This window comes from Streptomyces sp. NPDC001599 (genome assembly GCF_042893535.1).
In the GTDB taxonomy this organism is placed as follows: Bacteria; Actinomycetota; Actinomycetes; order Streptomycetales; family Streptomycetaceae; genus Streptomyces.
The window spans coordinates 385,597-406,251 of sequence record NZ_JBIAVA010000002.1 but is presented as its reverse complement, the minus strand read 5'-3'; the positions used below and the strand labels follow the sequence as shown (position 1 = coordinate 406,251).

Here is a 20,655-nt window from a genome sequence, read left to right as displayed (position 1 = left end):
CGAATCGACTACCTTGATCGACTCATCGCACAACCCACAAGACATGGGGGTGCACGGGAGCCGACGAGTCAGTCTACGTCAGCAAACCCGGAAAGGCGAAACGAGGAAGTCTGCCCCGGATGCGAGATCGTTATGCAAGGGGGTCGGGCGCCGCCGTGATCCCCAGCTCGGCCAGCTTCGCCCTGCCCCCGTCGGGGGCCGTGAGGACCAGCGGGCCCTGTTCCGTCAGGGCCACCGAGTGCTCCCAGTGGGAGGACCAGGTGCCGTCCGTGGTGATGACCGTCCACTCGTCGGAGAGGACCTCGGTGCGGGGGGTGCCGAGGGAGACCATCGGCTCGATGGCGAGGCAGAAGCCGGGGACGAGCTTCGGGCCCTTGCCGCGGCGGCGGTCGACGTAGTTCAGCAGGTGCGGGTCCATGTGCATCTCGGTGCCGATGCCGTGGCCGCCGTAGTCCTCGATGATCCCGTACTTGCCGCCACCGGGCTTGGGCTGGCGGCGGATGTAGGTCTCGATGGCGCGCGAGACGTCCACCAGGCGGTTGCCCTGCTTCATGGCGGCGATACCCGCCCACATCGACTCCTCGGTCACCCGGGACAGCTCGACCAGCTCCGGGGAGTGACCGGAGCCGACGAAGGCCGTGTAGGCGGCGTCGCCGTGCCAGCCGTCGATGATCGCGCCGCAGTCGATGGAGATGACGTCGCCGTCCTTGAGCACCACGTCGTCGGACGGGATGCCGTGGACGACGACCTCGTTCACCGAGGTGCAGATGGTGGCGGGGAAGCCGCCGTACCCCAGGAAGTTCGGCTTGGCGTCGTGCTCGGCGAGGACCTTGCGGGCGACCTGGTCCAGGTCCTTGGTCGTCGCGCCGGGCACGGCGGCCTCGCGCGTGGCCGCGTGGATGGCGGCGACGACCAGCCCCGCCTCGCGCATCCTGGCGATCTGCTCGGGGTTCTTGATCTGCACCATGAGGGCTGCGGCCTTTCTGGACTGGACCGGAGAAGGGAAGGACGTGGAGGGAAGGACGGACGGGGACGCGGTTCCACGATACGGGGCGCGGCCGCCCCACCCCACAGCACAGCCGCGGCCCCCTGAGCGAGGGACCGCGGCTGGAGCCGGGCGGAGTACTACTGGTCGCGCTTGAGCGCCTCCAGCGCACGGCGGGTGACCTCGTCCACGGACCCCGTCGCGGCGATGGTGGCGACCAGGCCCTGCGACTTGTAGTAGTCGATGATCGGCTCGGTCTGCGTGTGGTAGACCTCGAGCCGCTTGCGGACCGTCTCCTCGGAGTCGTCGTCCCGCTGGTACAGCTCGCCGCCGCAGACGTCGCAGACGCCTTCCTTCTTCGGCGGCGTGTACGTCACGTGGAAGACGTGCGCGGAGTCGTTGCGGCAGACGCGCCGGCCGGCGATCCGCTTGACGACCTCGTCCTCCGGGGCCTCCAGGTCCAGCACCGCGTCGAGCTTCATGTCCTCGGTCTCGAGCAGCTCGTCCAGCGCCTCGGCCTGGGAGACGTTGCGCGGGAAGCCGTCCAGCAGGAAGCCGCCCTCGGCGTCGGGCTGCTCCATGCGGTCCTTCGCCATGGCGATGGTGACCTCGTCCGGCACGAGATTGCCGGCGTCCATGTAGGACTTCGCGAGCTTGCCCAGTTCGGTCTGCTGGCTGATGTTCGCGCGGAACAGGTCACCCGTGGAGATGTGCGGAATGTGCAGCGTCTCGGCAAGGCGGGTGGCCTGCGTTCCCTTTCCGGCACCCGGAGGCCCGACGAGGACGATTCGCATCAGCGGAGGAACCCTTCGTAATTGCGCTGCTGGAGCTGGCTCTCGATCTGCTTCACCGTCTCGAGACCGACACCCACGATGATCAGGATGCTGGTGCCACCGAACGGGAAGTTCTGGTTTGCCCCGAAACCAGCCAACGCCATTGTCGGGACGAGAGCGATCAGACCCAAGTACAGCGAACCCGGCCAGGTGATCCGGTTGAGTACGTAGCTCAGATACTCAGCGGTCGGTCGGCCAGCCCGGATGCCCGGGATGAAGCCACCATACTTCTTCATGTTGTCCGCGACTTCCTCGGGGTTGAACGAGATGGCCACGTAGAAGAAGGCGAAGAAGACGATCAGGAAGAAGTACAGGATGATGTGCGGCGTCGCCGCGGTGTCCGCGAGGTTCTTCGTGATCCAGGTGGCCCAGCCCGCCGTCGAGTTCGAGAACTGGACGATCAGAGCCGGGATGTAGAGCAGCGACGAGGCGAAGATGACGGGGATGACACCCGCCTGGTTCACCTTGAGCGGGATGTACGTCGAGGTACCGCCGTAGGAGCGGCGGCCGATCATGCGCTTCGCGTACTGCACGGGGATCCGGCGCTGGGCCTGCTCCACGAAGACCACCAGGCCGACCATGACCAGGCCGACGAGGATGACCGTGCCGAACTCGATCCAGCCGTCGGCCAGCTCGCCCTGCTTCTTGATGGCCCACAGGGCGGAGGGGAAGGTCGCGGCGATCGAGATGAACATCAGGATCGACATGCCGTTGCCGATGCCGCGGTCGGTGATCAGCTCACCGAGCCACATGACGACACAGGTACCGGCGGTCATGCAGATGACCATGACGACGGTGGTGAAGATCGCCTGGTCGGGCACGATCTGACCGGCGACGGTGCAGCCGGAGAAGAGGGCGCCGCTGCGAGCGGTGGCCACCAGGCCGGTGCCCTGGAGGATGGCGAGCGCGACGGTCAGGTAGCGGGTGTACTGCGTGATCTTCGCCGTACCGGCCTGGCCCTCCTTCTTGAGGGCTTCCAGGCGCGGGATCACGACGGTCAGCAGCTGCAGAATGATGCTCGCCGTGATGTACGGCATGATGCCGAGCGCGAAGACCGTGATCTGCAGCAGGGCGCCACCGCTGAACATGTTGACCAGGCCGAAGAGGCCCTGGTTGCCGGACGCCTGGTCCACGCACTCCTGGACGTTCTTGTAGTCGACGCCTGGAATGGGGATGTGGGTACCGAGTCGGTACACCACGATGATGCCGAGCGTGAAGAGCAGCTTCTTGCGCAGGTCGGGCGTCTTGAACGCCCGGGCGAACGCGGTGAGCACGGTGCCTCCTGCGACCCCCGCGCTACTGCGTCAAGGGTGACGGTCTTGAGGTTCGACTGACGACTGATAAGTGGACGGCTAAGGGAGTAACGCTGAACCGCCGCCAAGAGTGCCTCATGTGACGCACCCGTGAAAGAGGGCAGCGCAGGCCACCTTACCGGCGGAGGCACTCCCCTAGGAACGACCAACCGGGGATACCCCTTTTGTGGGGCATCCCCGGTCGGGATCGCTCAAGTCATCGAGACGCCTGAAGGGTTCAGACGAGCTCGGTGACGGTACCGCCGGCGGCGGTGATCTTCTCCTTGGCGGAGCCGGAGACGGCGTCGACCGTCACCTGCAGCGCCACGGAGATCTCGCCCTGGCCGAGGACCTTGACGAGGCTGTTCTTGCGAACGGCACCCTTGGCCACGAGGCCCTCGACGGTGACCTCGCCACCCTCGGGGTACAGCGCGGCCAGCTTGTCGAGGTTCACGACCTGGAACTCGGTCTTGAACGGGTTCTTGAAGCCCTTCAGCTTCGGAAGACGCATGTGGAGGGGCATCTGGCCACCCTCGAAGCGCTCCGGAACCTGGTAACGGGCCTTCGTACCCTTCGTACCACGACCGGCCGTCTTACCCTTCGACGCCTCACCACGACCCACACGGGTCTTGGCGGTCTTGGCGCCCGGGGCGGGACGGAGGTTGTGGATCTTGAGCGGGTTCTGCTCACCCATGATCAGTCGACCTCCTCGACCGTCACGAGGTGGCGGACGGTGTGCACCATGCCGCGGAACTCGGGGCGGTCCTCCTTGACGACCTGCGTGTTGATCCCCTTGAGACCAAGGGAGCGCAGGGTGTCACGGTGGTTCTGCTTGCTGCCGATGTAGGACTTGACCTGCGTAATCTTGAGCTGCGCCATGATTACGCACCCGCCCCGGCACGCGCACGGAGAAGGGCCGCGGGGGCGACGTCCTCGAGCGGCAGACCACGGCGGGCCGCGATCTCCTCGGGACGCTGCAGGCCCTTGAGGGCCTCCACGGTCGCGTGCACGATGTTGATCTGGTTGTCGGAGCCGAGCGACTTCGACAGCACGTCGTGGATACCGGCGCACTCGAGCACGGCGCGCACCGGGCCACCGGCGATAACGCCGGTACCGGGGGACGCGGGCTTGAGCAGCACGACGCCGGCAGCCTTCTCACCCTGGATGGGGTGCGGGATGGTGCCCTGGATGCGGGGGACCTTGAAGAAGTGCTTCTTGGCCTCCTCAACACCCTTGGCGATGGCGGCCGGCACCTCCTTGGCCTTGCCGTATCCGACACCCACGGTGCCGTCACCGTCGCCCACCACGACCAGCGCGGTGAAGCTGAAGCGACGACCACCCTTCACAACCTTGGCGACGCGGTTGATCGCGACGACGCGCTCAACGTAAGCGGTCTTCTCGGCGGCACCTGCGCCACCGTCACGGCCCTTCCGGTCCCGCCGCTCGCCGCCACCGGCACCGCTGCCGCGGCGCTGGGGTCCAGCCATTGGAATTACCTCTCTCTGTTTCCGCTAGCGTTACGGAACCGGCTCAGAACTTCAGTCCGGCTTCGCGGGCGGCGTCCGCCAGGGCGGCGATGCGCCCGGCGTACTGGTTACCACCACGGTCGAACACGACGGCCTCGACACCGGCAGCCTTGGCGCGCTCGGCGACCAGGGCGCCGACCTGCTTGGCCTGCGCGGACTTGTCGGCCTCGCCACCACGGATCGAGGTGTCCAGGGTGGACGCCGACGCCAGGGTGTGACCCTTGATGTCGTCGATCACCTGGGCCACGATGTGGCGGTTCGAGCGGGTAACGACCAGACGGGGACGCTCCGCCGTACCCGAGAGATTCTTGCGAATCCGGATGTGGCGGCGCTTGATCGCGGCGCGCTTGTAGGCGTCGCCCTTGAGGATCTTCTGTCCGTATGCCATGGCTTACTTACCCGCCTTTCCGACCTTGCGGCGGATGACTTCGCCCTCGTACTTGACGCCCTTGGCCTTGTACGGGTCGGGCTTGCGCAGCTTGCGGATGTTGGCCGCAACCTCGCCGACCTTCTGCTTGTCGATGCCCTCGACCGAGAAGTGGGTCGGGTTCTCCACCTTGAAGGTGATTCCCTCGGGGGCCTCGACCAGGATCGGGTGGCTGTAGCCGAGGGAGAACTCCAGGTTCGAACCCTTGGCGAGCACGCGGTAACCGACACCGCTGATCTCGAGCTTCTTCACGTAACCCTGGGTCACGCCGGTGATCATGTTCGCCACCAGCGTGCGGGACAGGCCGTGCAGGGCCTTGCTCTGACGCTCGTCGTTGGGGCGGGTGACGTTCAGCACGCCGTCCTCACCCTTGGCGATGTCGATCGGCGCCACGACGGTGTGGGTCAGCGAGCCCTTGGGGCCCTTGACCGAAACCGTACGGCCGTCGATGGTGACGTCCACGCCGGCGGGAACCGCGATGGGGAGCTTGCCGATGCGCGACATAGCTGTTTCCTCCGTTCCCTTCCGTTACCAGACGTAGGCGAGGACTTCTCCGCCTACGCCCTTCTTGCCGGCCTGCTTGTCGGTGAGGAGCCCGTGGGACGTGGAGATGATCGCCACGCCGAGGCCACCCAGCACCTTGGGCAGGTTGGTGGACTTCGCGTACACCCGGAGACCGGGCTTGGAGATCCGCTTGATGCCCGCGATGGAGCGCTCACGGTTCGGGCCGAACTTCAGCTCGAGGACGAGGTTCTTGCCGACCTCGGCGTCCTCGGTCTTCCAGCCCGTGATGAAGCCCTCCTGCTGGAGGATCTCCGCGATGTGAGACTTGATCTTGGACGCCGGCATCGTCACAGAGTCGTGGTACGCCGAGTTCGCGTTCCGCAGACGCGTAAGCATGTCTGCGATCGGATCAGTCATGGTCATGAATTGGCCTTCGGCCTCTCTCGCCGGGGTTTCCTGGTGCGCCATCCCTCTCCCCGATCCGAGACGGGACGGGTGCGGCGCGGTGGACCTACGGCGTAGTAAGTCGTACGGGCGGCAGACGCCCAACCCCGCAAGCCTAAGGCATGCGCGGGCGGGCTTCTGCCGACCCAGTTGCTTACCGAGAGTCTGAATAACCCGGAATTACCGGATTACCAGGAGCTCTTGGTCACGCCCGGCAGCTCGCCACGGTGAGCCATCTCACGAAGGCACACGCGGCACAGGCCGAACTTGCGGTAGACGGAGTGCGGACGGCCGCAGCGCTGGCAGCGCGTGTAGCCGCGGACACCGAACTTGGGCTTGCGAGCAGCCTTGGCAATCAGAGCCTTCTTCGCCATCTCGCTCACGCCTCCTTGAAGGGGAAGCCGAGGTGACGAAGGAGCGCGCGGCCCTCAGCGTCGTTGGTCGCCGTGGTCACCACGGTGATGTCCATACCCCGGGTGCGGTCGATCTTGTCCTGGTCGATCTCGTGGAACATGACCTGCTCCGTGAGACCGAAGGTGTAGTTGCCACGGCCGTCGAACTGCTTGGGGGACAGGCCGCGGAAGTCGCGGATACGCGGCAGCGCCAGCGACAGGGTGCGGTCCAGGAACTCCCACATGCGGTCGCCACGGAGCGTGACGTGGGCACCGATCGGCTGACCCTCACGCAGCTTGAACTGCGCGATGGACTTGCGGGCCTTGGTGACGGCCGGCTTCTGACCGGTGATGGTGGTCAGGTCGCGGATCGCGCCCTCGATCAGCTTCGAGTCACGGGCGGCGTCGCCGACACCCATGTTGACCACGATCTTCACGAGGCCGGGGATCTGCATGACGTTCTCGTAGGAGAACTCCTCACGCAGCTTGCCCGCGATCTCCTCGCGGTACTTCGTCTTGAGACGCGGAATGGTGGTGGTAGCCATCAGATGTCCTCACCCGTCCGCTTGGCAACGCGAACCTTGTTGCCCTCGTCGTCGAAGCGGTAACCGACGCGCGTGACGACCTTGTTGCCGTCCTTCTCCACGACCAGCTGAACGTTGGAGACGTGGATCGGGGCCTCGGTGGTCACGATGCCGCCGGCCTGCGAACCGCGAGCGGTCGGACCGGCCTTGGTGTGCTTCTTGACCCGGTTGACACCCTCGACCAGGACGCGGTCCTCACGGGGGAAGGCCGCGATGACCTTGCCCTGCTTGCCCTTGTCCTTACCGGTGATGACCTGGACCAGGTCGCCCTTCTTGATCTTCATGCTCACAGCACCTCCGGCGCGAGGGAGATGATCTTCATGAACTTCTTCTCGCGCAGCTCACGGCCCACCGGGCCGAAGATACGGGTGCCACGAGGGTCGCCGTCGTTCTTCAGAATGACGGCGGCGTTCTCGTCGAAGCGGATGTACGAGCCGTCGGGACGGCGGCGCTCCTTGACGGTGCGAACGATGACCGCCTTGACGACGTCACCCTTCTTCACGTTGCCACCGGGGATCGCGTCCTTGACGGTGGCGACGATGACGTCACCGATACCCGCGTAGCGGCGGCCCGAGCCACCGAGCACACGGATGGTCAGGATTTCCTTCGCACCCGTGTTGTCGGCGACACGCAGCCGCGACTCCTGCTGGATCACGTCTATCTCCTGAATGTCTGCCGGTTCCCCGGGAGTCGGTCACCTTGGTGAACGACTCCCGGAGCCTGGCGGAACTGTCCTGCGAGGAATGCCCCGCAGGAGATTTCTTACTTGGCCTTCTCGAGGACCTCGACGACGCGCCAGCGCTTCGTCGCGGACAGCGGCCGGGTCTCCATGAGGAGGACACGGTCGCCGACGCCCGCGGCGTTCTGCTCGTCGTGAGCCTTGAGCTTCTCGGTACGGCGGATGACCTTGCCGTACAGGGCGTGGGTCACGCGGTCCTCGACGGCGACGACGACGGTCTTGTCCATCTTGTCGCTGACGACCAGACCCTGACGGGTCTTGCGGAAGCCGCGCGCGGCCTTCGTCTCTTCAGTCACGTTGCTCTCGCTCATCAGGCGCTCTCCACCGTCTCGATGCCCAGCTCGCGCTCACGCATCAGGGTGTAGATCCGGGCGATGTCCTTACGGACGGCCTTGAGCCGACCGTGGTTCTCGAGCTGGCCCGTCGCCGCCTGGAAGCGGAGGTTGAACAGCTCTTCCTTGGCCTCGCGGAGCTTCGCCAGAAGCTCCTCGTTGCCCAGCTCGCGCAGCTCGGACGCCTTGGTACCGGCCGACATCACGCTTCACCTGCCTCGCGCTTGACGATCCGGCACTTCATCGGCAGCTTGTGGGCCGCACGGGTCAGCGCCTCACGGGCGATCTTCTCGTTGGGGTAGGACAGCTCGAACATGACCCGGCCCGGGTGCACGTTCGCGATCCACCACTCGGGAGAACCCTTACCGGAACCCATGCGGGTCTCGGCCGGCTTCTTCGTGAGCGGGCGGTCCGGGTAGATGTTGATCCAGACCTTGCCGCCACGCTTGATGTGGCGGGTCATCGCGATACGGGCGGCCTCGATCTGGCGGTTGGTCACGTACGCCGGCGTGAGGGCCTGGATGCCGTACTCGCCGAACGCAACCGTGGTACCGCCCTTGGCCATGCCGCGGCGCTTCGGGTGGTGCTGCTTGCGGTGCTTGACCCTACGGGGGATCAGCATGACGGTCAGGCCTCCGTTCCGGTGCTCTCAGCCGGAGCGGCAGCGGCGGGCGCGTCGGCCTTGGGGGCCTCGGCGGCCGGAGCCGACTGCTGCTGCGGCTTGCGCCCACGACGCTCGCCACCGCGGCCACCGCGGGCCGGGCGGTCGGCGCCGCCACGGGCCGGGCGGTTGCCGGCACGGGCGGCGGCGTTCTCGGCGCGGACCTCGGCGATGTTCTTGACGTCGCCCTTGTAGATCCAGACCTTCACACCGATGCGGCCGAAGGTCGTCTTGGCCTCGAAGAAGCCGTAGTCCACGTTCGCGCGGAGCGTGTGCAGGGGCACACGGCCCTCGCGGTAGAACTCCGAGCGGGACATCTCGGCGCCGCCGAGGCGGCCACCGCACTGGATCTTGATGCCCTTGGCGCCGGCCTTCATCGTGCCCTGCATGCTCTTGCGCATGGCGCGACGGAAGGAGACGCGGGAGGAGAGCTGCTCGGCGACGGCCTGGGCAACCAGCTGAGCGTCGGTCTCGGGGCTCTTGACCTCGAGGATGTTCAGCTGGACCTGCTTGCCGGTGAGCTTCTCGAGCTGACCGCGGATCTTGTCGGCCTCCGCACCGCGGCGGCCGATGACGATGCCCGGACGAGCCGTGTGGATGTCCACGCGGACGCGGTCACGGGTGCGCTCGATCTCGACCTTGGAGATGCCGGCGCGCTCCATGCCGGACGTCAGCATCCGACGGATGGCGACGTCTTCCTTGACGTAGTCCTTGTACAGCTTGTCGGCGTACCAACGCGACTTGAAGTCGGTCGTGACACCGAGCCGGAACCCGTGCGGGTTTACCTTCTGGCCCATTACCGGGTTCCTTCCTTGCTGCTGACGACCACGGTGATGTGGCTGGTCCGCTTGCGGATCCGGTAGGCGCGGCCCTGGGCACGCGGACGGAACCGCTTCAGGGTCGGGCCCTCGTCGACGTACGCCTCGGAAATGAAGAGGCTGTCGGCGTCGGTGTGGTCGTAGTTGTGCGCGGCGTTGGCGATGGCGCTGTCCAGCACCTTGCCGACCGGCACGCTCGCGGCCTGCGGGGCGAAACGCAGGACCGCCTGAGCCTCCGTGGCATCCATGCCACGGATGAGGTCCACCACGCGGCGGGCCTTCATGGGCGTGACGCGGATGTACCGCGCCTGGGCCCTGGCTTCCATGGTTGTCCCTTCAGTGTTTGTCATGATCTCTCACACCCCGCTGACTAGCGGCGCTTCGACTTCCGGTCGTCCTTGACGTGACCCCGGAAGGTGCGCGTCGGCGAGAACTCGCCGAGCTTGTGGCCGACCATGGACTCGGTGACAAACACCGGGATGTGGGTCTTGCCGTTGTGCACCGCGATCGTGTGGCCGAGCATCGCCGGGACGATCATCGAGCGACGGGACCAGGTCTTGATGACGTTCTTGGTACCGGCTTCGTTCTGGACGTCCACCTTCTTGATCAGGTGGTCGTCGACGAAGGGTCCCTTCTTCAAGCTACGAGGCATCTCAACCCGTCCTTAGCGCTTCTTGTTCGTCTTGCGGCGGCGGACGATGTACTTGTTCGACGCCTTCTTGGGCGAACGAGTACGGCCTTCCTTCTTGCCCCAGGGGGACACCGGGTGGCGACCACCCGAGGTACGGCCTTCGCCACCACCGTGCGGGTGGTCCACCGGGTTCATGACCACACCACGCACGGTCGGGCGAACGCCCAGCCAGCGCTTACGGCCCGCCTTGCCCCAGTTGATGTTGCTCTGCTCGGCGTTGCCGACCTCGCCGACCGTGGCGCGGCAGCGCTGGTCGACCAGGCGGATCTCTCCGGACGGCATGCGCAGGTGGGCCATCGAGCCCTCCTTCGCGAGCAGCTGCACGGAGGCACCGGCGGAGCGGGCGAACTTGGCGCCGCCACCGGGACGGAGCTCGATCGCGTGGATCGTGGTACCGACCGGGATGTTGCGGAGCGCCAGGTTGTTGCCCGGCTTGATGTCGGCCCCGGGACCGTTCTCGACGCGGTCGCCCTGCTGCAGGTTGCGCGGGGCGAGGATGTAGCGCTTCTCGCCGTCGGCGTAGTGCAGCAGCGCGATGCGCGCGGTGCGGTTGGGGTCGTACTCGATGTGCGCGACCTTCGCCGGCACGCCGTCCTTGTCGTGCCGACGGAAGTCGATGACACGGTAGGCGCGCTTGTGTCCGCCACCCTGGTGGCGAACGGTCACACGACCGGCGTTGTTACGGCCGCCCTTGCTGTGCAGCGGGCGGACCAGCGACTTCTCCGGCGTGGACCGCGTGACCTCGACGAAGTCGGCGACGCTGGAGCCACGACGGCCCGGCGTAGTCGGCTTGTACTTGCGGATTCCCATTTCTCAGTCCTCGTCCGATTCCGGACGATCCGGACCTCCGTCAGGAGGTCGGACCGCCGAAGATGTCGATACGGTCGCCCTCGGCGAGGGTCACGATCGCGCGCTTGCTGTCGGCACGCTTGCCGAAGCCCGTGCGGGTCCGCTTCCGCTTGCCCTGGCGGTTGATCGTGTTGACCCCGGTGACCTTGACCGAGAAGACCGCCTGGACGGCCTCCTTGATCTGGGTCTTGTTGGAGCCCGGCGCGACGATGAACGTGTACTTGTTCTCGTCGAGGAGCGCGTAGCTCTTCTCGGACACGACCGGCTTCAGCAGCACGTCACGGGGGTCCGTGAAGGCCTTGCTGGCCGGGGTGACGACGGTGTTCTTGCCCTCGGCCTCGTGGCGGCGCGCCTTGGCGACGCGCGCGGCCTTGGCGGCCTTGGCCGCCTTGGAGGCGATGCTCGGGTGACGCGTAGCCATCAGGCTTCGCTCCCTTCGGTGTCAGCGGCCTTGTTGGGGCCAGACACGAAGGACTCGAAAGCGGCCTGGGTGAAGACCACGTCGTCCGAGACGAGAACGTCGTACGTGTTCAGCTGGCCCGGCTCCAGGATGTGGATCTGGGGCAGGTTGCGGGCGGACAGCCACGCGGCCTCGTCGGCGCGGTCGACGACCAGGAGCAGGTTCTTGCGCTCCGAGATCTTGCCGAACAGCGTCCGGGCGGCCTTCGTGGACGGGGTCTCGCCCTCGATGACGCCGGTGACGACGTGGATGCGGTCGTGGCGGGCCCGGTCGGTGAGGGCGTGGCGCAGGGCCGCGGCCTTCATCTTCTTCGGGGTCCGCTGCGAGTAGTCACGCGGCTGCGGGCCGTGGACGACGCCACCGCCGGCGAACTGCGGCGCACGGGTCGAACCCTGGCGGGCGCGGCCGGTGCCCTTCTGGCGGTACGGCTTCTTGCCGCCACCGCGGACCTCGCCGCGACGCTTGGTCTTGTGCGTGCCCTGGCGGGCAGCGGCGTTCTGCGCGACGACGACCTGGTGGATCAGCGGGATGCTGATCTTCTCCACGCCGAAGATCTCCGCGGGGAGCTCGACGCTTCCGGTCTTCTCGCCGGCAGGCGAAAGGATGTCAACAGTGCTCATCGGTACCTCAGGCCCCCTTGGCCGCGGTGCGGACCAGGACGAGGCCGCCGTTCGGACCGGGAACCGCGCCCTTGATGAGCAGCAGACCCTTCTCCGCGTCAACGGCGTGGACGGTCAGGTTCTGGGTGGTGACCCGCTCGTTGCCCATGCGGCCCGCCATGCGGAGGCCCTTGAACACGCGGCCCGGAGTGGCGCAGCCACCGATGGAGCCCGGGGAGCGGTGCTTGCGCTGGGTGCCGTGTCCGGCGCCGAGGCCCTTGAAGTTGTGACGCTTCATGACACCGGCGAAGCCCTTGCCCTTGCTCTTGCCGGTGACGTCGACCTTCACGCCGGACTCGAAGACCTCGGCGCTGACTTCCTGACCGAGGGTGTACTCGGAGGCGTCGGCGGTACGGATCTCGACGAGGTGACGGCGGGGGGTGACGTCGGCCTTGGCGAAGTGGCCCTTGAGGGGCTTGTTCACCTTGCGCGGGTCGATCTCGCCGAACGCGATCTGGACGGACTCGTAGCCGTCGACGTCGTTCGTGCGGACCTGGGTGACGACATTGGGGCCGGCCTTGACGACGGTGACCGGAACAACACGGTTGTTCTCGTCCCACACCTGCGTCATGCCGAGCTTCTCGCCCAGGATGCCCTTGATCTGCTTAGCCATTCTCAGATCACCGGCCTTCAGAGCTTGATCTCGATGTCGACACCGGCCGGGAGGTCGAGTCGCATCAGAGAGTCAACGGTCTTGGGGGTCGGGTCGAGGATGTCGATCAGGCGCTTGTGCGTGCGCATCTCGAAGTGCTCGCGCGAGTCCTTGTACTTGTGCGGCGACTTGATGACGCAGTACACGTTCTTCTCAGTGGGCAGCGGCACCGGGCCCGCGACCGACGCACCAGTGCGAGTCACCGTCTCGACGATCTTCTTCGCCGAAGAGTCGATGACCTCGTGGTCGTAGGCCTTGAGCCGGATGCGGATCTTCTGTCCCGCCATGGCTACTCAGTAGTCCTGTCTCTCGTAACGCTCTGGACCCGGTGGCCCTTGTCCATTCCGCTCCCCCTCCGACCCACGCGGTCGGGCGTGTCGCACCCTCGCTGACATGGATGTCCCTCTTCGGGACTTCCCTGCATGGGAGTGCGGACCCTTCCGGAACCGCGGGCCGGGGGCGAGAGGCCCACCGGGTGCCTGGCCTGCACCCCGCTGACGCTTCCCGGAAGATTCCCGTACGTCCGCCCCTGAGCAGGGACGACGAGTACTGTGGGACTCGCTTCCGGTCCCCCCGGCGGGAGGCGCGCAGCATCGGCACTCGACCGAGCAACCCCGCTAGTCTGCCATACGAGGCGCGGGGCTGGCCAATCGGGCCGGAGAGAATACCCCGGGGGTGACGGAGATCAAACCCAGGCCCTTGCGGATGCGTCTCCTCCATCGGGCACCTCAGGTGCGGTGGTGCTCCAGGAAGCCGTCGATCGCGCCCGGCGGGTTGGCAGCCTCGGTGGCCTCCAGCTCCCAGCCAGGGCGGTCCATGTCGAAGAGGACGACGGGCAGCGACCTGCCGAACACTCGACGCAGGCAGCCGTCGGCGTGCAGGCTGCGGGCGGCGGCGGTGCAGACGACGTCGAACTCGCGCACGAGCAGATCGCCACGCTCCTCGTCCCCGTCCCCGTCCCCGTCCTCCTCGTACCAGAGTCCCGTGGCCTCGGCCTCGGCCAGGTGGAGAACGCTGCCGGTCCGGTCCTCGGGAACGTGGCCGACTCTCCCGAACCCCTCCAGCGGCCAGTACGCGTACTCCCACGCGGCCGTTCCCTCGTGCGAGCACTCGTGGGCCAGCACCCGGCGGACCTCGCGCCGCGTGTTGTGGCCGACGGCCACGTAGGGGAACCGGGGGTCCTGGTCGACGTGATCGACGCGGAGGGACACGACGTAGATGTCGGAACGGAGCCCGGCCGGAAACGCTTCGACCAGGTGCCGCACGCCGCGGACGACGTGCTCCCGGAAGCCCGAGGCGGCCGTTTCCGCGGGCATGTCAGAAGCCCCACGGATCGGGGTGGGGCACGGCTGCACGCTCCTCCGACCAGATGAGGCGGGCTTCCAGGTCCGCGCCCAGGATCTCCCGGAGACGGTCGACGGCCCACCCGGTCCACTGCACGGCTCCCGGGAACTCCGGCACCCGGAAGGCGGGCAGCCCGGCGGGTACGGCTTCGGGGAGGAAGACCGTCGTCTTCATCTGGCCCGTGCCCTTCTTCGGCTTGGACGACCGGCGCCGATCGACACAGTCGACGACCTTCTCCGCCAGGAGCAGGAGGTAGTCGGGCTCGGCATCCGGGTCGCTGCCTTCCGGGAAGACCGGAAGGTACCGTCCCGCCGTCGACAACTCGTCCGCGAGGAGCGCGGCGACACGACGGCTGAAGACGGGGGCTCCGGGATACGCGCAAGGGAACTCCGCCGGTCGCAGCCGCGGATTGCCGACCCATTCCGCGCCGAACGACTCCGGCAGGTCCGCGCGGTCCCCGGTGCGCAGCCAGCGGATCAGCCCGCGGTGGGCGTACTCCTCCAGGGACAGGGCCCGGAAGTCTCCCAGGCTCGGCATCAGACGGTAGACCGCGAGGGGCCCACCGAGGCGGTCAGTGGTCATCACGCCGTCCAGACCGCGCCGGGGCCCGGTGCACCGGTGGCGAGCTCACCCTCGACCTGGCGGCCGATGCCGCGCAACTCCCGACGGAGCTGGGCACGGATGGCGCGGACACCCATTCCCTGGTCCACGCCGTCACGCACGACCTGCTCGAGGTGTTGGTTGACGCGGCGCAGGAAGGGTTCGCGGTGGGTGTAGTTGTGGGGGGACGGGTGACGGAGCGGGATTCCGTTGGCTGCGTCGTTGACATCGACTCCATACCTCTCCAGCAGTGCACGGCTGCGGGCTCCGGGTACCCAGTGACCCGCGTTGCCTCCGGACGGAACGATATGGGCGGCGGCGTGGCCGCGCGGCACCCGGCGGCCCTCACGCCTCATGTTTCTCCGCAGTCGCCGTGCGTTCTGCCGACACGTGAGAAGACCCAGGTAGTCGATCCAGAGCAGCGGGTTGAGGGTGTAACGGTACGGATTCGGGCCGGCCTCGGTCCCCAAGGGATCGGGGCTGATATAGGCCGCTGTCGCCGGGTCGTAGTGCCGGAAGTAGTTGTAGTGGAGCCCTGTCTCCTCGTCGAAGTACTGCCCGGGAAAGCGAAGCGGCGTGTACGCCGTGGCCTCCGGGTCGGGGGCGGTGAGTCCCCAGAGTGTGGCCTTGGAGCACCACACGAGGTCGCCCTCTTCGGAGACGAGCTCGGTCGGCGTACCGACGAGGTCGGTGACGACGGCGAAGAACCGTTCGTCGACGACTTTCTGAGGGGCGTGGGCCAGTGTGGTGCGTTCGGTCTGCGCGACGGGGCGCACTCCTTCGCGGTCCCAGGTGAGTGAGTGCTCCTCCGGGCCGTCGTGCGTGCGCGTGCTCTGCTCCACCAGGTGCGGGCCGTCCCAGGTGAAGCGGGTCTCCTCCACCACCGTTGTTCCGTCGGTGTCCATGCGGAACTTCGCGACGCGGCGCCCGAGGGGGTCGTAGCGGTAGCGCCACAGCGTCCCGTCGGGCGTGAGTACGGAGGTCAGGCGGTCCTCGGCGTCCCAGGTGTAGCGCCAGATGTCGGGTTTGCGGGAGAGCCGGGTCCTACGGCGCACGGTCACGCGGCCCGCCGCGTCGTACTCGTAGCGGACCGTACCGGCTCGCGAGACCCGGTGACCCGAGTGTTCGCGCCCCCCGCGCTCTTCCGGCGCCGGCTGTCCCTCGGGCCACGAGGCCCAGGTCTGGTTTCCCGTCTCGTCGTACGCGTAGGTCTCGGTCCAGTCCGGCGCACGAACGGCCGTGACCCGTCCCACCGTGTCGACGTCGAACGTACGGCGCCCTGCGCCCTGTTCGTCCAGCGCCGTCACGCAGCCGTCGGCCCGGTAGGTGTACGTCTGCTGCCTGAGCGGCCTGGCGGACGGCGCGCCGGACAGGGTCTGGCCCGTGAGTCGGTCCTCGGTGTCCCAGGACTGCCCGAGGAGGAGGCCGGACCGGCCCAGCCGCCGCGTGGTCTCCCGTCCCGCGGCGTCGTACGACGAGACCAGGGCCCGTCCGGAGGCGGTCAGCCTGGTGCGGTTGCCCGCAGCGTCGTAGTCGTACCGGGTGGTGACTCCGCTCGGCGTCGTACGGAGCGTCGGCCGGCCGAGCTCGTCGTACGCCGTCGTGGTCGCGCGCCCGTCGATCGCTTCCCTCGTGATGCGTCCGGCGGTGTCGTAGACGTAGCTGAGCGTGGCGTCGGCACCGGTGGCACTGAGGAGCCGGCCGGCGGCGTCGTGGGAGAAGACGGTCGTGGCCGAGTCGTCGACCTTCTTCTCCACCTGGTTGCCCACGCTGTCGTAGCAAAAGGCCGTCGTCTGGCCGAGCGGGTTGGTACGGCTGAGCAGTTGCCCGGCCGCGTCGTACGCGTACGTCACCGTCCGGCCGTCGAAGTCGGTCTCCGCGACTGGTCGGCCCGCCGCATCGTGCACGTAGTCCCAGGTGGCTCCGCGCGGACCACCGACCTGGACGAGGCGCAGCTCGGTGTCGTGCACGAAGTCGTACCGGGCTCCGTCGGGTGTCGTCCGGGACGTCAGCAGGTCGAACGGGCCATAGGTGTAACGGGTGACCTGACCCAGCGCGTCGGTGTGAGTGACGCAGTTTCCCTCGCCGTCGTAGGTCCAGTGTTCACCGCTGCCGTCCGGGTCGCGCCGGGACGCCTCATGGCCCTCGACGGTCCAGGTCGTCGCGGTCGTGGCACCCAGCGGATCAGTGACAGTGGCGCTCCGGCCGAAGGTGTCGTAGGTGTAGTACCAGACGGCTCCGAGCGGGTCCGTCGCGGACAGTGGCTGCCCGGCCGCGTTGTTGGTGAAGGACTGCACCGCGCCCAGTTGGTCGGTGAGAGAGGTGAGGGCACCGGTCCTGTCCCGAGTGAACGCCACGGTGGCGCCGTCGGGTTGGGTCACGGCCGTGCAGTTGCCCCGGTCGTCCCACTCCTGGCGGAACACTGCCCCGTCGTAGCCGGTCAGCTCGACGAGAAGGTTGAGCTCGTTGTACCGCGCCGTGGAGGTGGAGCCGTCGGGAAGGTGGACGGCCTCGAGGTTCCCGGCCGTATCCCACTCCATCCGGGTGGTGCGGCCCAACGCATCCGTACGGGCGACGAGTTGGTCGCGTCGGCTCCATTCCTGCCGGACCACGTGCCCCAGCGGGTCCGTCTCGGCGACCATCTGGTAGGCATCGTTGAACTGGTAGACCGTGGTGTGGCCCAACGAGTCGACAGCGGTGGTGCGGTGTGCCTCGTCGTCGTAGGTGAACGTGTAGTCCAGGAACCCCTCGGTGCCTTGGCCTGCGGTGCAGCGTCCGGCGTCGTCGTAGGCGAAGCGGTACCAACCTCCGTTCCGGTCCTCCCAGCGCGTCAGGCGGCGGCGCTCGTCGTAGCTGAAGCACAGGGGGAGGCCCGAGGAGTTGGTGACCGAGGCGAGGTTGCCGGCCGGGTCGTAGCCGTAGCGGACCAGAACGGGCCGGTCCGGGTCGCTGTCCAGGCACAAAGCCGTGATCCTGCCGCTCTCGCAGGTCACGCCGATGCGGTATCCGCCGTGGTGTGCGATGGCCTCCGGAGTGCCGTCGGCCCTGTACGAGACCGTGATCGTGTTGTCGTTGCGGTCTCTGACCGCCGTGAGCGGCAGTTCGGCGGGTGGGCTCTGCGACAGTGGCCGGAAGGCCATGGTCCGCCCGTCCTCGGGCCGGTGCACGGTGATCTCGCCCTCGGAAGTGCCGTCCCAGGCCATGGGCCATGCCGGGCCCTCGACCGGCAGCACGGGCAGGTCGGGCTCCGGCACCGGGTAAGTGAGGATCATTCCGTCCTCGGTCACGTAGCGCACCCCGGTCGGGTCGAGGGCGAGACGCTGGTCGAGTGTCGTGGTCCAACTCCGCCCCAGCAGCCGCCCTCCCCGGGTGCCGGTGCGGTAGTGCCGTTCGAAGAGCAGCGGCAACATCCCGTCCAACGACACATCCGTCGCGGACATCACCATTTCGCCGGTGGCCATGTCGACCGGGTCGCCGCGCGTCAGTAGCTTCTTCATCTGCCGACCGAGCGACCGGGCGCTTCTGCCCAGCCCCTTCACGCCGAGAGCCATGCCTTTGAGCCCGGTCTTTCCCAGTGCCTTCGCTCCCTTGGCGAGTCCGCCGAGGGTGGTGAGCCCCTTCATGCCGGGTATGCAGTCCAGCGCGGCCAGTCCCACGTCCCACAGGGACGCTTGCCCCTTACTGTATTTGTAGAGCGTGTCGGCTAGGACGACGAGGGCGGCGACGAGGACGATCGCGCCGAGGATCGGCCCGCCGATGATCATCGCGACGATGCCGACGACCGCGACGACGACCTTGCAGACCGCGACGATCGAGTCCCAGTTGTCGGAGAACCAGTCGCCGACGTCCTCCCACCAGGACCGGTTCTGGATACCGGCGTCGGACGCCTCGTCGATCTTGCCCTTGGCCTCCCGCGCCGCGTCGTCACGCATCTTGCGCGCGTCCTCGGCCATCTTCTTCGCCGCGTCCAGCGCACCCTGCGCGGAGTCGACGGCCGACTGCGCGTTGGTCTGCGCGGTCCTGGCGTGCTGCGCGTCACGGGTGGCGGCACGCACCTTCGCCTCGTCCGGCTTGTCCCCGTCCGACTTGCTGCCCGTCGGATCGTCCTTGTACTTGTCCGCCTCCTTCGACGCCCGGGTCACCCACGAGTCCGCCGAGGACAACTTCGACTGCGCCGAGGCCAGGTCCTGGCGGGCCTCCCGCGCCTTGACCAGGGCCTTGTCCGCCAGGGCCTGCGCCCGCTCCAGCTTCGGCCAGAAGTCCGCGAGCGCGTCGCCGCACATCCCGTACGACTTCTCCAGCTTCTTGAGGTTCTTGGGGACCCCGGAGAACTCCTCCTTGAAGACCGTCGCCGACTTCCCCGCCCACTCCGCGAGCGTCGACTCCCCCGCCATCCCCTTCACCAGACGCAACGCCTCCGAGACGTCGTCGGCGAAGTCGTGCAACGTCTTCGCGAGCGTCCGCACCCGCTGCGGATCCCCCGGGGTCGGGTCCTTGTCCAGGTCCAGCACATGCCAGTCACTCGGCCTGTGGCCCACCATTCCGCAACCCCCGTCGGCTCACACGCCGCACCAGCGACCACCCGTACGCACACGTGAACCTACAAGGCACCGCAGTTCGAAGAAAGATGGCTCCGCAGGGCAAGACACCGTGGTGCGCCCGCGTGGACGCCGCGGGATCAGCGTCTGCGCATCGCCTTCCAGGCGTCGCTCGCCGCGTAGGCGAGGCTCAGCCGCCACGCGTCCAGCTTGTTCCGCACCGTTGAGGCGACGCGCCAGCACTTCAGCCACGTCGGCAGTCGTCGGAAGGGTACGAAGGTCAGGGTGTCGTCGATGGCGTTCACGGCGATGCTCCTGCGGCCCGGGCCTGCCGCCCGCAGTGCGGCGTACAACTCCGGCGTCAGCGTGCCGTTGAGACGGGCCGCCGTCCCCGCCGCGGTGAAGGCGAAGCCTCGCTGGGCGATGTCCGGGAGTTGCATCGCCCTGACGATCCGGGGTGACGCCTCCTCCAGCGAGCAGTTGAAGGCGAGTCCGATGGCCGCCGTGCCGAGGCTGCGCTCGCCGCGCGCGAAAGCGGCGTCCCACTCCGCCGGGTCGTCGAGAGCCAGCAGCCGTTCGCCGGTCCGCCAGTCCCAGTCCTTCGTCACCCCGCGAACCGGAACGTCGACGTGATCGCGTCGAAGATGTCGAAGAAGGAGTCCGCGAGGTCGAGGACCTGGCTGCTGCCCGCGACCAGGGCGACCTTGCCCTCCTGGCCGGGGACCGGGATGTACGTCTGCATGAGCACGGCGCGGACCGTGCGGTTCAGGGCGTCGTCCGGGACCGGGATGTCCTCGACGCCCTGAGTGCGGGCGGCGGGGCCCACGCCGGGGATGTCGACCGTGGTGACCTTGCGCCAGGAGTCGCCCGGCTTCTTCGCCTCCTTGACGGCGAGTTGGGCGGCGATGGCGGCCGGGTCGGTGGGGAGAGGGGCGCCGGAGGGCGTGCGGCCGCCGATCAGGGAGACCGTGACCGAGCCCGTGATCGGGGTGTCGCCGCCGAAGCTCTCGGCCATGCAGCCGCAGTACAGCGCGCCCGACTTCCACGCGTCGGAGGCCGCCTTCTGGAGGAAGGTGACATAGGCGGCGCGGGAGGGCTTCAGCTCCGGGTGTCGGCGTATGCGGTCGTCGACCATGCGGCGGATGGAGTCGTCCCGCGACTCCGGGCGTACGTCGAACTCCCACCAGGATTCCGGGACCTTGATCCGGAAACCGCCCCGCTCGACGGTCAGTGCCTCCGTGTACCGGGCCATGTCGTGCGCGGCCTCCCCGTGCGTCGTCGTCGTTCGATCCGATGTTCCGACATGGTCCCACCGACCGGGAGGC

29 protein-coding genes are annotated in these 20,655 nt (G+C 67.7%); all 29 read right to left on the bottom strand.

Annotated features, from left to right (window positions below; genetic code table 11):
• Window positions 1-130: 130 nt before the first annotated feature.
• The 29 genes from map to ACFYZ3_RS06400 all read right to left on the bottom strand — a co-directional run bounded on the left by map (window position 131) and on the right by ACFYZ3_RS06400 (window position 20,582).
• Entirely contained in the window at window positions 131-967 is an 837-nt protein-coding gene (gene map, locus ACFYZ3_RS06540) for a type I methionyl aminopeptidase (protein WP_361010247.1), read from the bottom strand.
• Window positions 968-1,125: 158 nt separating this feature from the next.
• Entirely contained in the window at window positions 1,126-1,779 is a 654-nt protein-coding gene (locus tag ACFYZ3_RS06535) for an adenylate kinase (RefSeq protein ID WP_356716835.1), read from the bottom strand.
• Window positions 1,779-3,092 (bottom strand): preprotein translocase subunit SecY, encoded by a 1,314-nt coding sequence (gene secY / locus ACFYZ3_RS06530; RefSeq protein WP_003974248.1) that lies wholly within the window; start codon window positions 3,090-3,092, stop codon window positions 1,779-1,781. Before secY ends, ACFYZ3_RS06535 begins: the two co-directional genes overlap by 1 nt.
• A gap of 256 nt (window positions 3,093-3,348) precedes the next feature.
• Complete coding sequence (gene rplO / locus ACFYZ3_RS06525; RefSeq protein WP_043381011.1) at window positions 3,349-3,804, bottom strand: 50S ribosomal protein L15; 456 nt, start codon at window positions 3,802-3,804, stop codon at window positions 3,349-3,351.
• Between the two features lie 2 nt (window positions 3,805-3,806).
• The gene (rpmD, locus tag ACFYZ3_RS06520; RefSeq protein WP_003974250.1) at window positions 3,807-3,989 is read right to left on the bottom strand and encodes a 50S ribosomal protein L30; all 183 of its coding nucleotides are present in this window, start codon (window positions 3,987-3,989) and stop codon (window positions 3,807-3,809) included.
• Window positions 3,990-3,991: 2 nt separating this feature from the next.
• A complete protein-coding gene (gene rpsE, locus ACFYZ3_RS06515) occupies window positions 3,992-4,597 on the bottom strand; it encodes a 30S ribosomal protein S5 (RefSeq protein WP_003974251.1) in 606 nt (201 codons plus the stop codon).
• Window positions 4,598-4,640: 43 nt separating this feature from the next.
• Window positions 4,641-5,024 carry a 50S ribosomal protein L18 gene (rplR, locus tag ACFYZ3_RS06510; RefSeq protein ID WP_003974252.1) on the bottom strand — a complete coding sequence of 128 codons (384 nt, stop codon included), beginning with the start codon at window positions 5,022-5,024 and terminating at the stop codon, window positions 4,641-4,643.
• A 3-nt stretch (window positions 5,025-5,027) separates the two neighbouring features.
• Window positions 5,028-5,567 carry a 50S ribosomal protein L6 gene (rplF, locus tag ACFYZ3_RS06505; RefSeq protein WP_003974253.1) on the bottom strand — a complete coding sequence of 180 codons (540 nt, stop codon included), beginning with the start codon at window positions 5,565-5,567 and terminating at the stop codon, window positions 5,028-5,030.
• A gap of 24 nt (window positions 5,568-5,591) precedes the next feature.
• Window positions 5,592-5,990 carry a 30S ribosomal protein S8 gene (gene rpsH / locus ACFYZ3_RS06500; RefSeq protein WP_026248232.1) on the bottom strand — a complete coding sequence of 133 codons (399 nt, stop codon included), beginning with the start codon at window positions 5,988-5,990 and terminating at the stop codon, window positions 5,592-5,594.
• Window positions 5,991-6,199: 209 nt separating this feature from the next.
• Window positions 6,200-6,385 (bottom strand): type Z 30S ribosomal protein S14, encoded by a 186-nt coding sequence (locus ACFYZ3_RS06495; RefSeq protein WP_003948630.1) that lies wholly within the window; start codon window positions 6,383-6,385, stop codon window positions 6,200-6,202.
• 5 nt (window positions 6,386-6,390) lie between these two features.
• Window positions 6,391-6,948: a 50S ribosomal protein L5 gene (gene rplE, locus ACFYZ3_RS06490; protein WP_388514355.1), complete on the bottom strand. Its 558-nt coding sequence runs from the start codon at window positions 6,946-6,948 to the stop codon at window positions 6,391-6,393.
• Window positions 6,948-7,271: a 50S ribosomal protein L24 gene (gene rplX, locus ACFYZ3_RS06485; protein WP_003974256.1), complete on the bottom strand. Its 324-nt coding sequence runs from the start codon at window positions 7,269-7,271 to the stop codon at window positions 6,948-6,950. Before rplX ends, rplE begins: the two co-directional genes overlap by 1 nt.
• 2 nt (window positions 7,272-7,273) lie before the next feature.
• Window positions 7,274-7,642, bottom strand: coding sequence for a 50S ribosomal protein L14 (gene rplN, locus ACFYZ3_RS06480; protein WP_003974257.1), 369 nt, complete (start codon window positions 7,640-7,642; stop codon window positions 7,274-7,276).
• 107 nt (window positions 7,643-7,749) lie between these two features.
• Complete coding sequence (gene rpsQ / locus ACFYZ3_RS06475) at window positions 7,750-8,037, bottom strand: 30S ribosomal protein S17 (protein ID WP_003974258.1); 288 nt, start codon at window positions 8,035-8,037, stop codon at window positions 7,750-7,752.
• Window positions 8,037-8,261, bottom strand: a complete 225-nt coding sequence (rpmC, locus tag ACFYZ3_RS06470; RefSeq protein WP_003974259.1) for a 50S ribosomal protein L29 — start codon at window positions 8,259-8,261, stop codon at window positions 8,037-8,039. The genes rpsQ and rpmC overlap by 1 nt, the downstream gene beginning before the upstream one ends.
• Window positions 8,261-8,680: a 50S ribosomal protein L16 gene (gene rplP, locus ACFYZ3_RS06465; protein ID WP_007443989.1), complete on the bottom strand. Its 420-nt coding sequence runs from the start codon at window positions 8,678-8,680 to the stop codon at window positions 8,261-8,263. Before rplP ends, rpmC begins: the two co-directional genes overlap by 1 nt.
• A gap of 5 nt (window positions 8,681-8,685) precedes the next feature.
• Window positions 8,686-9,516, bottom strand: a complete 831-nt coding sequence (gene rpsC, locus ACFYZ3_RS06460; RefSeq protein WP_115743721.1) for a 30S ribosomal protein S3 — start codon at window positions 9,514-9,516, stop codon at window positions 8,686-8,688.
• A complete protein-coding gene (rplV, locus tag ACFYZ3_RS06455; protein WP_003974262.1) occupies window positions 9,516-9,863 on the bottom strand; it encodes a 50S ribosomal protein L22 in 348 nt (115 codons plus the stop codon). Before rplV ends, rpsC begins: the two co-directional genes overlap by 1 nt.
• 44 nt (window positions 9,864-9,907) lie before the next feature.
• Window positions 9,908-10,189: a 30S ribosomal protein S19 gene (gene rpsS, locus ACFYZ3_RS06450; RefSeq protein WP_003948639.1), complete on the bottom strand. Its 282-nt coding sequence runs from the start codon at window positions 10,187-10,189 to the stop codon at window positions 9,908-9,910.
• Window positions 10,190-10,201: 12 nt separating this feature from the next.
• Window positions 10,202-11,038, bottom strand: a complete 837-nt coding sequence (gene rplB / locus ACFYZ3_RS06445) for a 50S ribosomal protein L2 (RefSeq protein ID WP_030400225.1) — start codon at window positions 11,036-11,038, stop codon at window positions 10,202-10,204.
• 40 nt (window positions 11,039-11,078) lie between these two features.
• Entirely contained in the window at window positions 11,079-11,498 is a 420-nt protein-coding gene (gene rplW / locus ACFYZ3_RS06440) for a 50S ribosomal protein L23 (RefSeq protein ID WP_007443985.1), read from the bottom strand.
• Window positions 11,498-12,157: a 50S ribosomal protein L4 gene (gene rplD / locus ACFYZ3_RS06435; RefSeq protein WP_127894806.1), complete on the bottom strand. Its 660-nt coding sequence runs from the start codon at window positions 12,155-12,157 to the stop codon at window positions 11,498-11,500. Before rplD ends, rplW begins: the two co-directional genes overlap by 1 nt.
• A gap of 7 nt (window positions 12,158-12,164) precedes the next feature.
• A complete protein-coding gene (rplC, locus tag ACFYZ3_RS06430) occupies window positions 12,165-12,809 on the bottom strand; it encodes a 50S ribosomal protein L3 (protein ID WP_007443982.1) in 645 nt (214 codons plus the stop codon).
• Window positions 12,810-12,826: 17 nt separating this feature from the next.
• Complete coding sequence (rpsJ, locus tag ACFYZ3_RS06425) at window positions 12,827-13,135, bottom strand: 30S ribosomal protein S10 (RefSeq protein WP_003948644.1); 309 nt, start codon at window positions 13,133-13,135, stop codon at window positions 12,827-12,829.
• A 441-nt stretch (window positions 13,136-13,576) separates the two neighbouring features.
• A complete protein-coding gene (locus tag ACFYZ3_RS06420) occupies window positions 13,577-14,164 on the bottom strand; it encodes a hypothetical protein (RefSeq protein ID WP_388514351.1) in 588 nt (195 codons plus the stop codon).
• A 1-nt stretch (window position 14,165) separates the two neighbouring features.
• A complete protein-coding gene (locus ACFYZ3_RS06415; protein ID WP_388514350.1) occupies window positions 14,166-14,774 on the bottom strand; it encodes a hypothetical protein in 609 nt (202 codons plus the stop codon).
• Window positions 14,774-19,303 carry a DUF6531 domain-containing protein gene (locus ACFYZ3_RS06410; RefSeq protein ID WP_388514349.1) on the bottom strand — a complete coding sequence of 1,510 codons (4,530 nt, stop codon included), beginning with the start codon at window positions 19,301-19,303 and terminating at the stop codon, window positions 14,774-14,776. The genes ACFYZ3_RS06415 and ACFYZ3_RS06410 overlap by 1 nt, the downstream gene beginning before the upstream one ends.
• Window positions 19,304-19,470: 167 nt before the next feature.
• Window positions 19,471-19,938 carry a hypothetical protein gene (locus ACFYZ3_RS06405; protein ID WP_388514347.1) on the bottom strand — a complete coding sequence of 156 codons (468 nt, stop codon included), beginning with the start codon at window positions 19,936-19,938 and terminating at the stop codon, window positions 19,471-19,473.
• The gene (locus tag ACFYZ3_RS06400) at window positions 19,935-20,582 is read right to left on the bottom strand and encodes a hypothetical protein (protein ID WP_388514346.1); all 648 of its coding nucleotides are present in this window, start codon (window positions 20,580-20,582) and stop codon (window positions 19,935-19,937) included. Before ACFYZ3_RS06400 ends, ACFYZ3_RS06405 begins: the two co-directional genes overlap by 4 nt.
• Between the last annotated feature and the right edge of the window lie 73 nt (window positions 20,583-20,655).

Bases quoted from the DNA above. Each gene is read 5' to 3' on its own strand.
- map (WP_361010247.1), bottom strand. From the start codon at position 967: ATGGTGCAGATCAAGAACCCCGAGCAGATCGCCAGGATGCGCGAGGCG.
- ACFYZ3_RS06535 (WP_356716835.1), bottom strand. From the start codon at position 1,779: ATGCGAATCGTCCTCGTCGGGCCTCCGGGTGCCGGAAAGGGAACGCAG.
- rplO (WP_043381011.1), bottom strand. From the start codon at position 3,804: ATGGGTGAGCAGAACCCGCTCAAGATCCACAACCTCCGTCCCGCCCCG.
- rpmD (WP_003974250.1), bottom strand. From the start codon at position 3,989: ATGGCGCAGCTCAAGATTACGCAGGTCAAGTCCTACATCGGCAGCAAG.
- rpsE (WP_003974251.1), bottom strand. From the start codon at position 4,597: ATGGCTGGACCCCAGCGCCGCGGCAGCGGTGCCGGTGGCGGCGAGCGG.
- rplR (WP_003974252.1), bottom strand. From the start codon at position 5,024: ATGGCATACGGACAGAAGATCCTCAAGGGCGACGCCTACAAGCGCGCC.
- rplF (WP_003974253.1), bottom strand. From the start codon at position 5,567: ATGTCGCGCATCGGCAAGCTCCCCATCGCGGTTCCCGCCGGCGTGGAC.
- rpsH (WP_026248232.1), bottom strand. From the start codon at position 5,990: ATGACCATGACTGATCCGATCGCAGACATGCTTACGCGTCTGCGGAAC.
- ACFYZ3_RS06495 (WP_003948630.1), bottom strand. From the start codon at position 6,385: ATGGCGAAGAAGGCTCTGATTGCCAAGGCTGCTCGCAAGCCCAAGTTC.
- rplE (WP_388514355.1), bottom strand. From the start codon at position 6,948: ATGGCTACCACCACCATTCCGCGTCTCAAGACGAAGTACCGCGAGGAG.
- rplX (WP_003974256.1), bottom strand. From the start codon at position 7,271: ATGAAGATCAAGAAGGGCGACCTGGTCCAGGTCATCACCGGTAAGGAC.
- rpsQ (WP_003974258.1), bottom strand. From the start codon at position 8,037: ATGAGCGAGAGCAACGTGACTGAAGAGACGAAGGCCGCGCGCGGCTTC.
- rpmC (WP_003974259.1), bottom strand. From the start codon at position 8,261: ATGTCGGCCGGTACCAAGGCGTCCGAGCTGCGCGAGCTGGGCAACGAG.
- rplP (WP_007443989.1), bottom strand. From the start codon at position 8,680: ATGCTGATCCCCCGTAGGGTCAAGCACCGCAAGCAGCACCACCCGAAG.
- rpsC (WP_115743721.1), bottom strand. From the start codon at position 9,516: ATGGGCCAGAAGGTAAACCCGCACGGGTTCCGGCTCGGTGTCACGACC.
- rplV (WP_003974262.1), bottom strand. From the start codon at position 9,863: ATGGAAGCCAGGGCCCAGGCGCGGTACATCCGCGTCACGCCCATGAAG.
- rpsS (WP_003948639.1), bottom strand. From the start codon at position 10,189: ATGCCTCGTAGCTTGAAGAAGGGACCCTTCGTCGACGACCACCTGATC.
- rplB (WP_030400225.1), bottom strand. From the start codon at position 11,038: ATGGGAATCCGCAAGTACAAGCCGACTACGCCGGGCCGTCGTGGCTCC.
- rplW (WP_007443985.1), bottom strand. From the start codon at position 11,498: ATGGCTACGCGTCACCCGAGCATCGCCTCCAAGGCGGCCAAGGCCGCC.
- rplD (WP_127894806.1), bottom strand. From the start codon at position 12,157: ATGAGCACTGTTGACATCCTTTCGCCTGCCGGCGAGAAGACCGGAAGC.
- rplC (WP_007443982.1), bottom strand. From the start codon at position 12,809: ATGGCTAAGCAGATCAAGGGCATCCTGGGCGAGAAGCTCGGCATGACG.
- rpsJ (WP_003948644.1), bottom strand. From the start codon at position 13,135: ATGGCGGGACAGAAGATCCGCATCCGGCTCAAGGCCTACGACCACGAG.
- ACFYZ3_RS06420 (WP_388514351.1), bottom strand. From the start codon at position 14,164: ATGCCCGCGGAAACGGCCGCCTCGGGCTTCCGGGAGCACGTCGTCCGC.
- ACFYZ3_RS06415 (WP_388514350.1), bottom strand. From the start codon at position 14,774: ATGACCACTGACCGCCTCGGTGGGCCCCTCGCGGTCTACCGTCTGATG.
- ACFYZ3_RS06400 (WP_388514346.1), bottom strand. From the start codon at position 20,582: ATGGCCCGGTACACGGAGGCACTGACCGTCGAGCGGGGCGGTTTCCGG.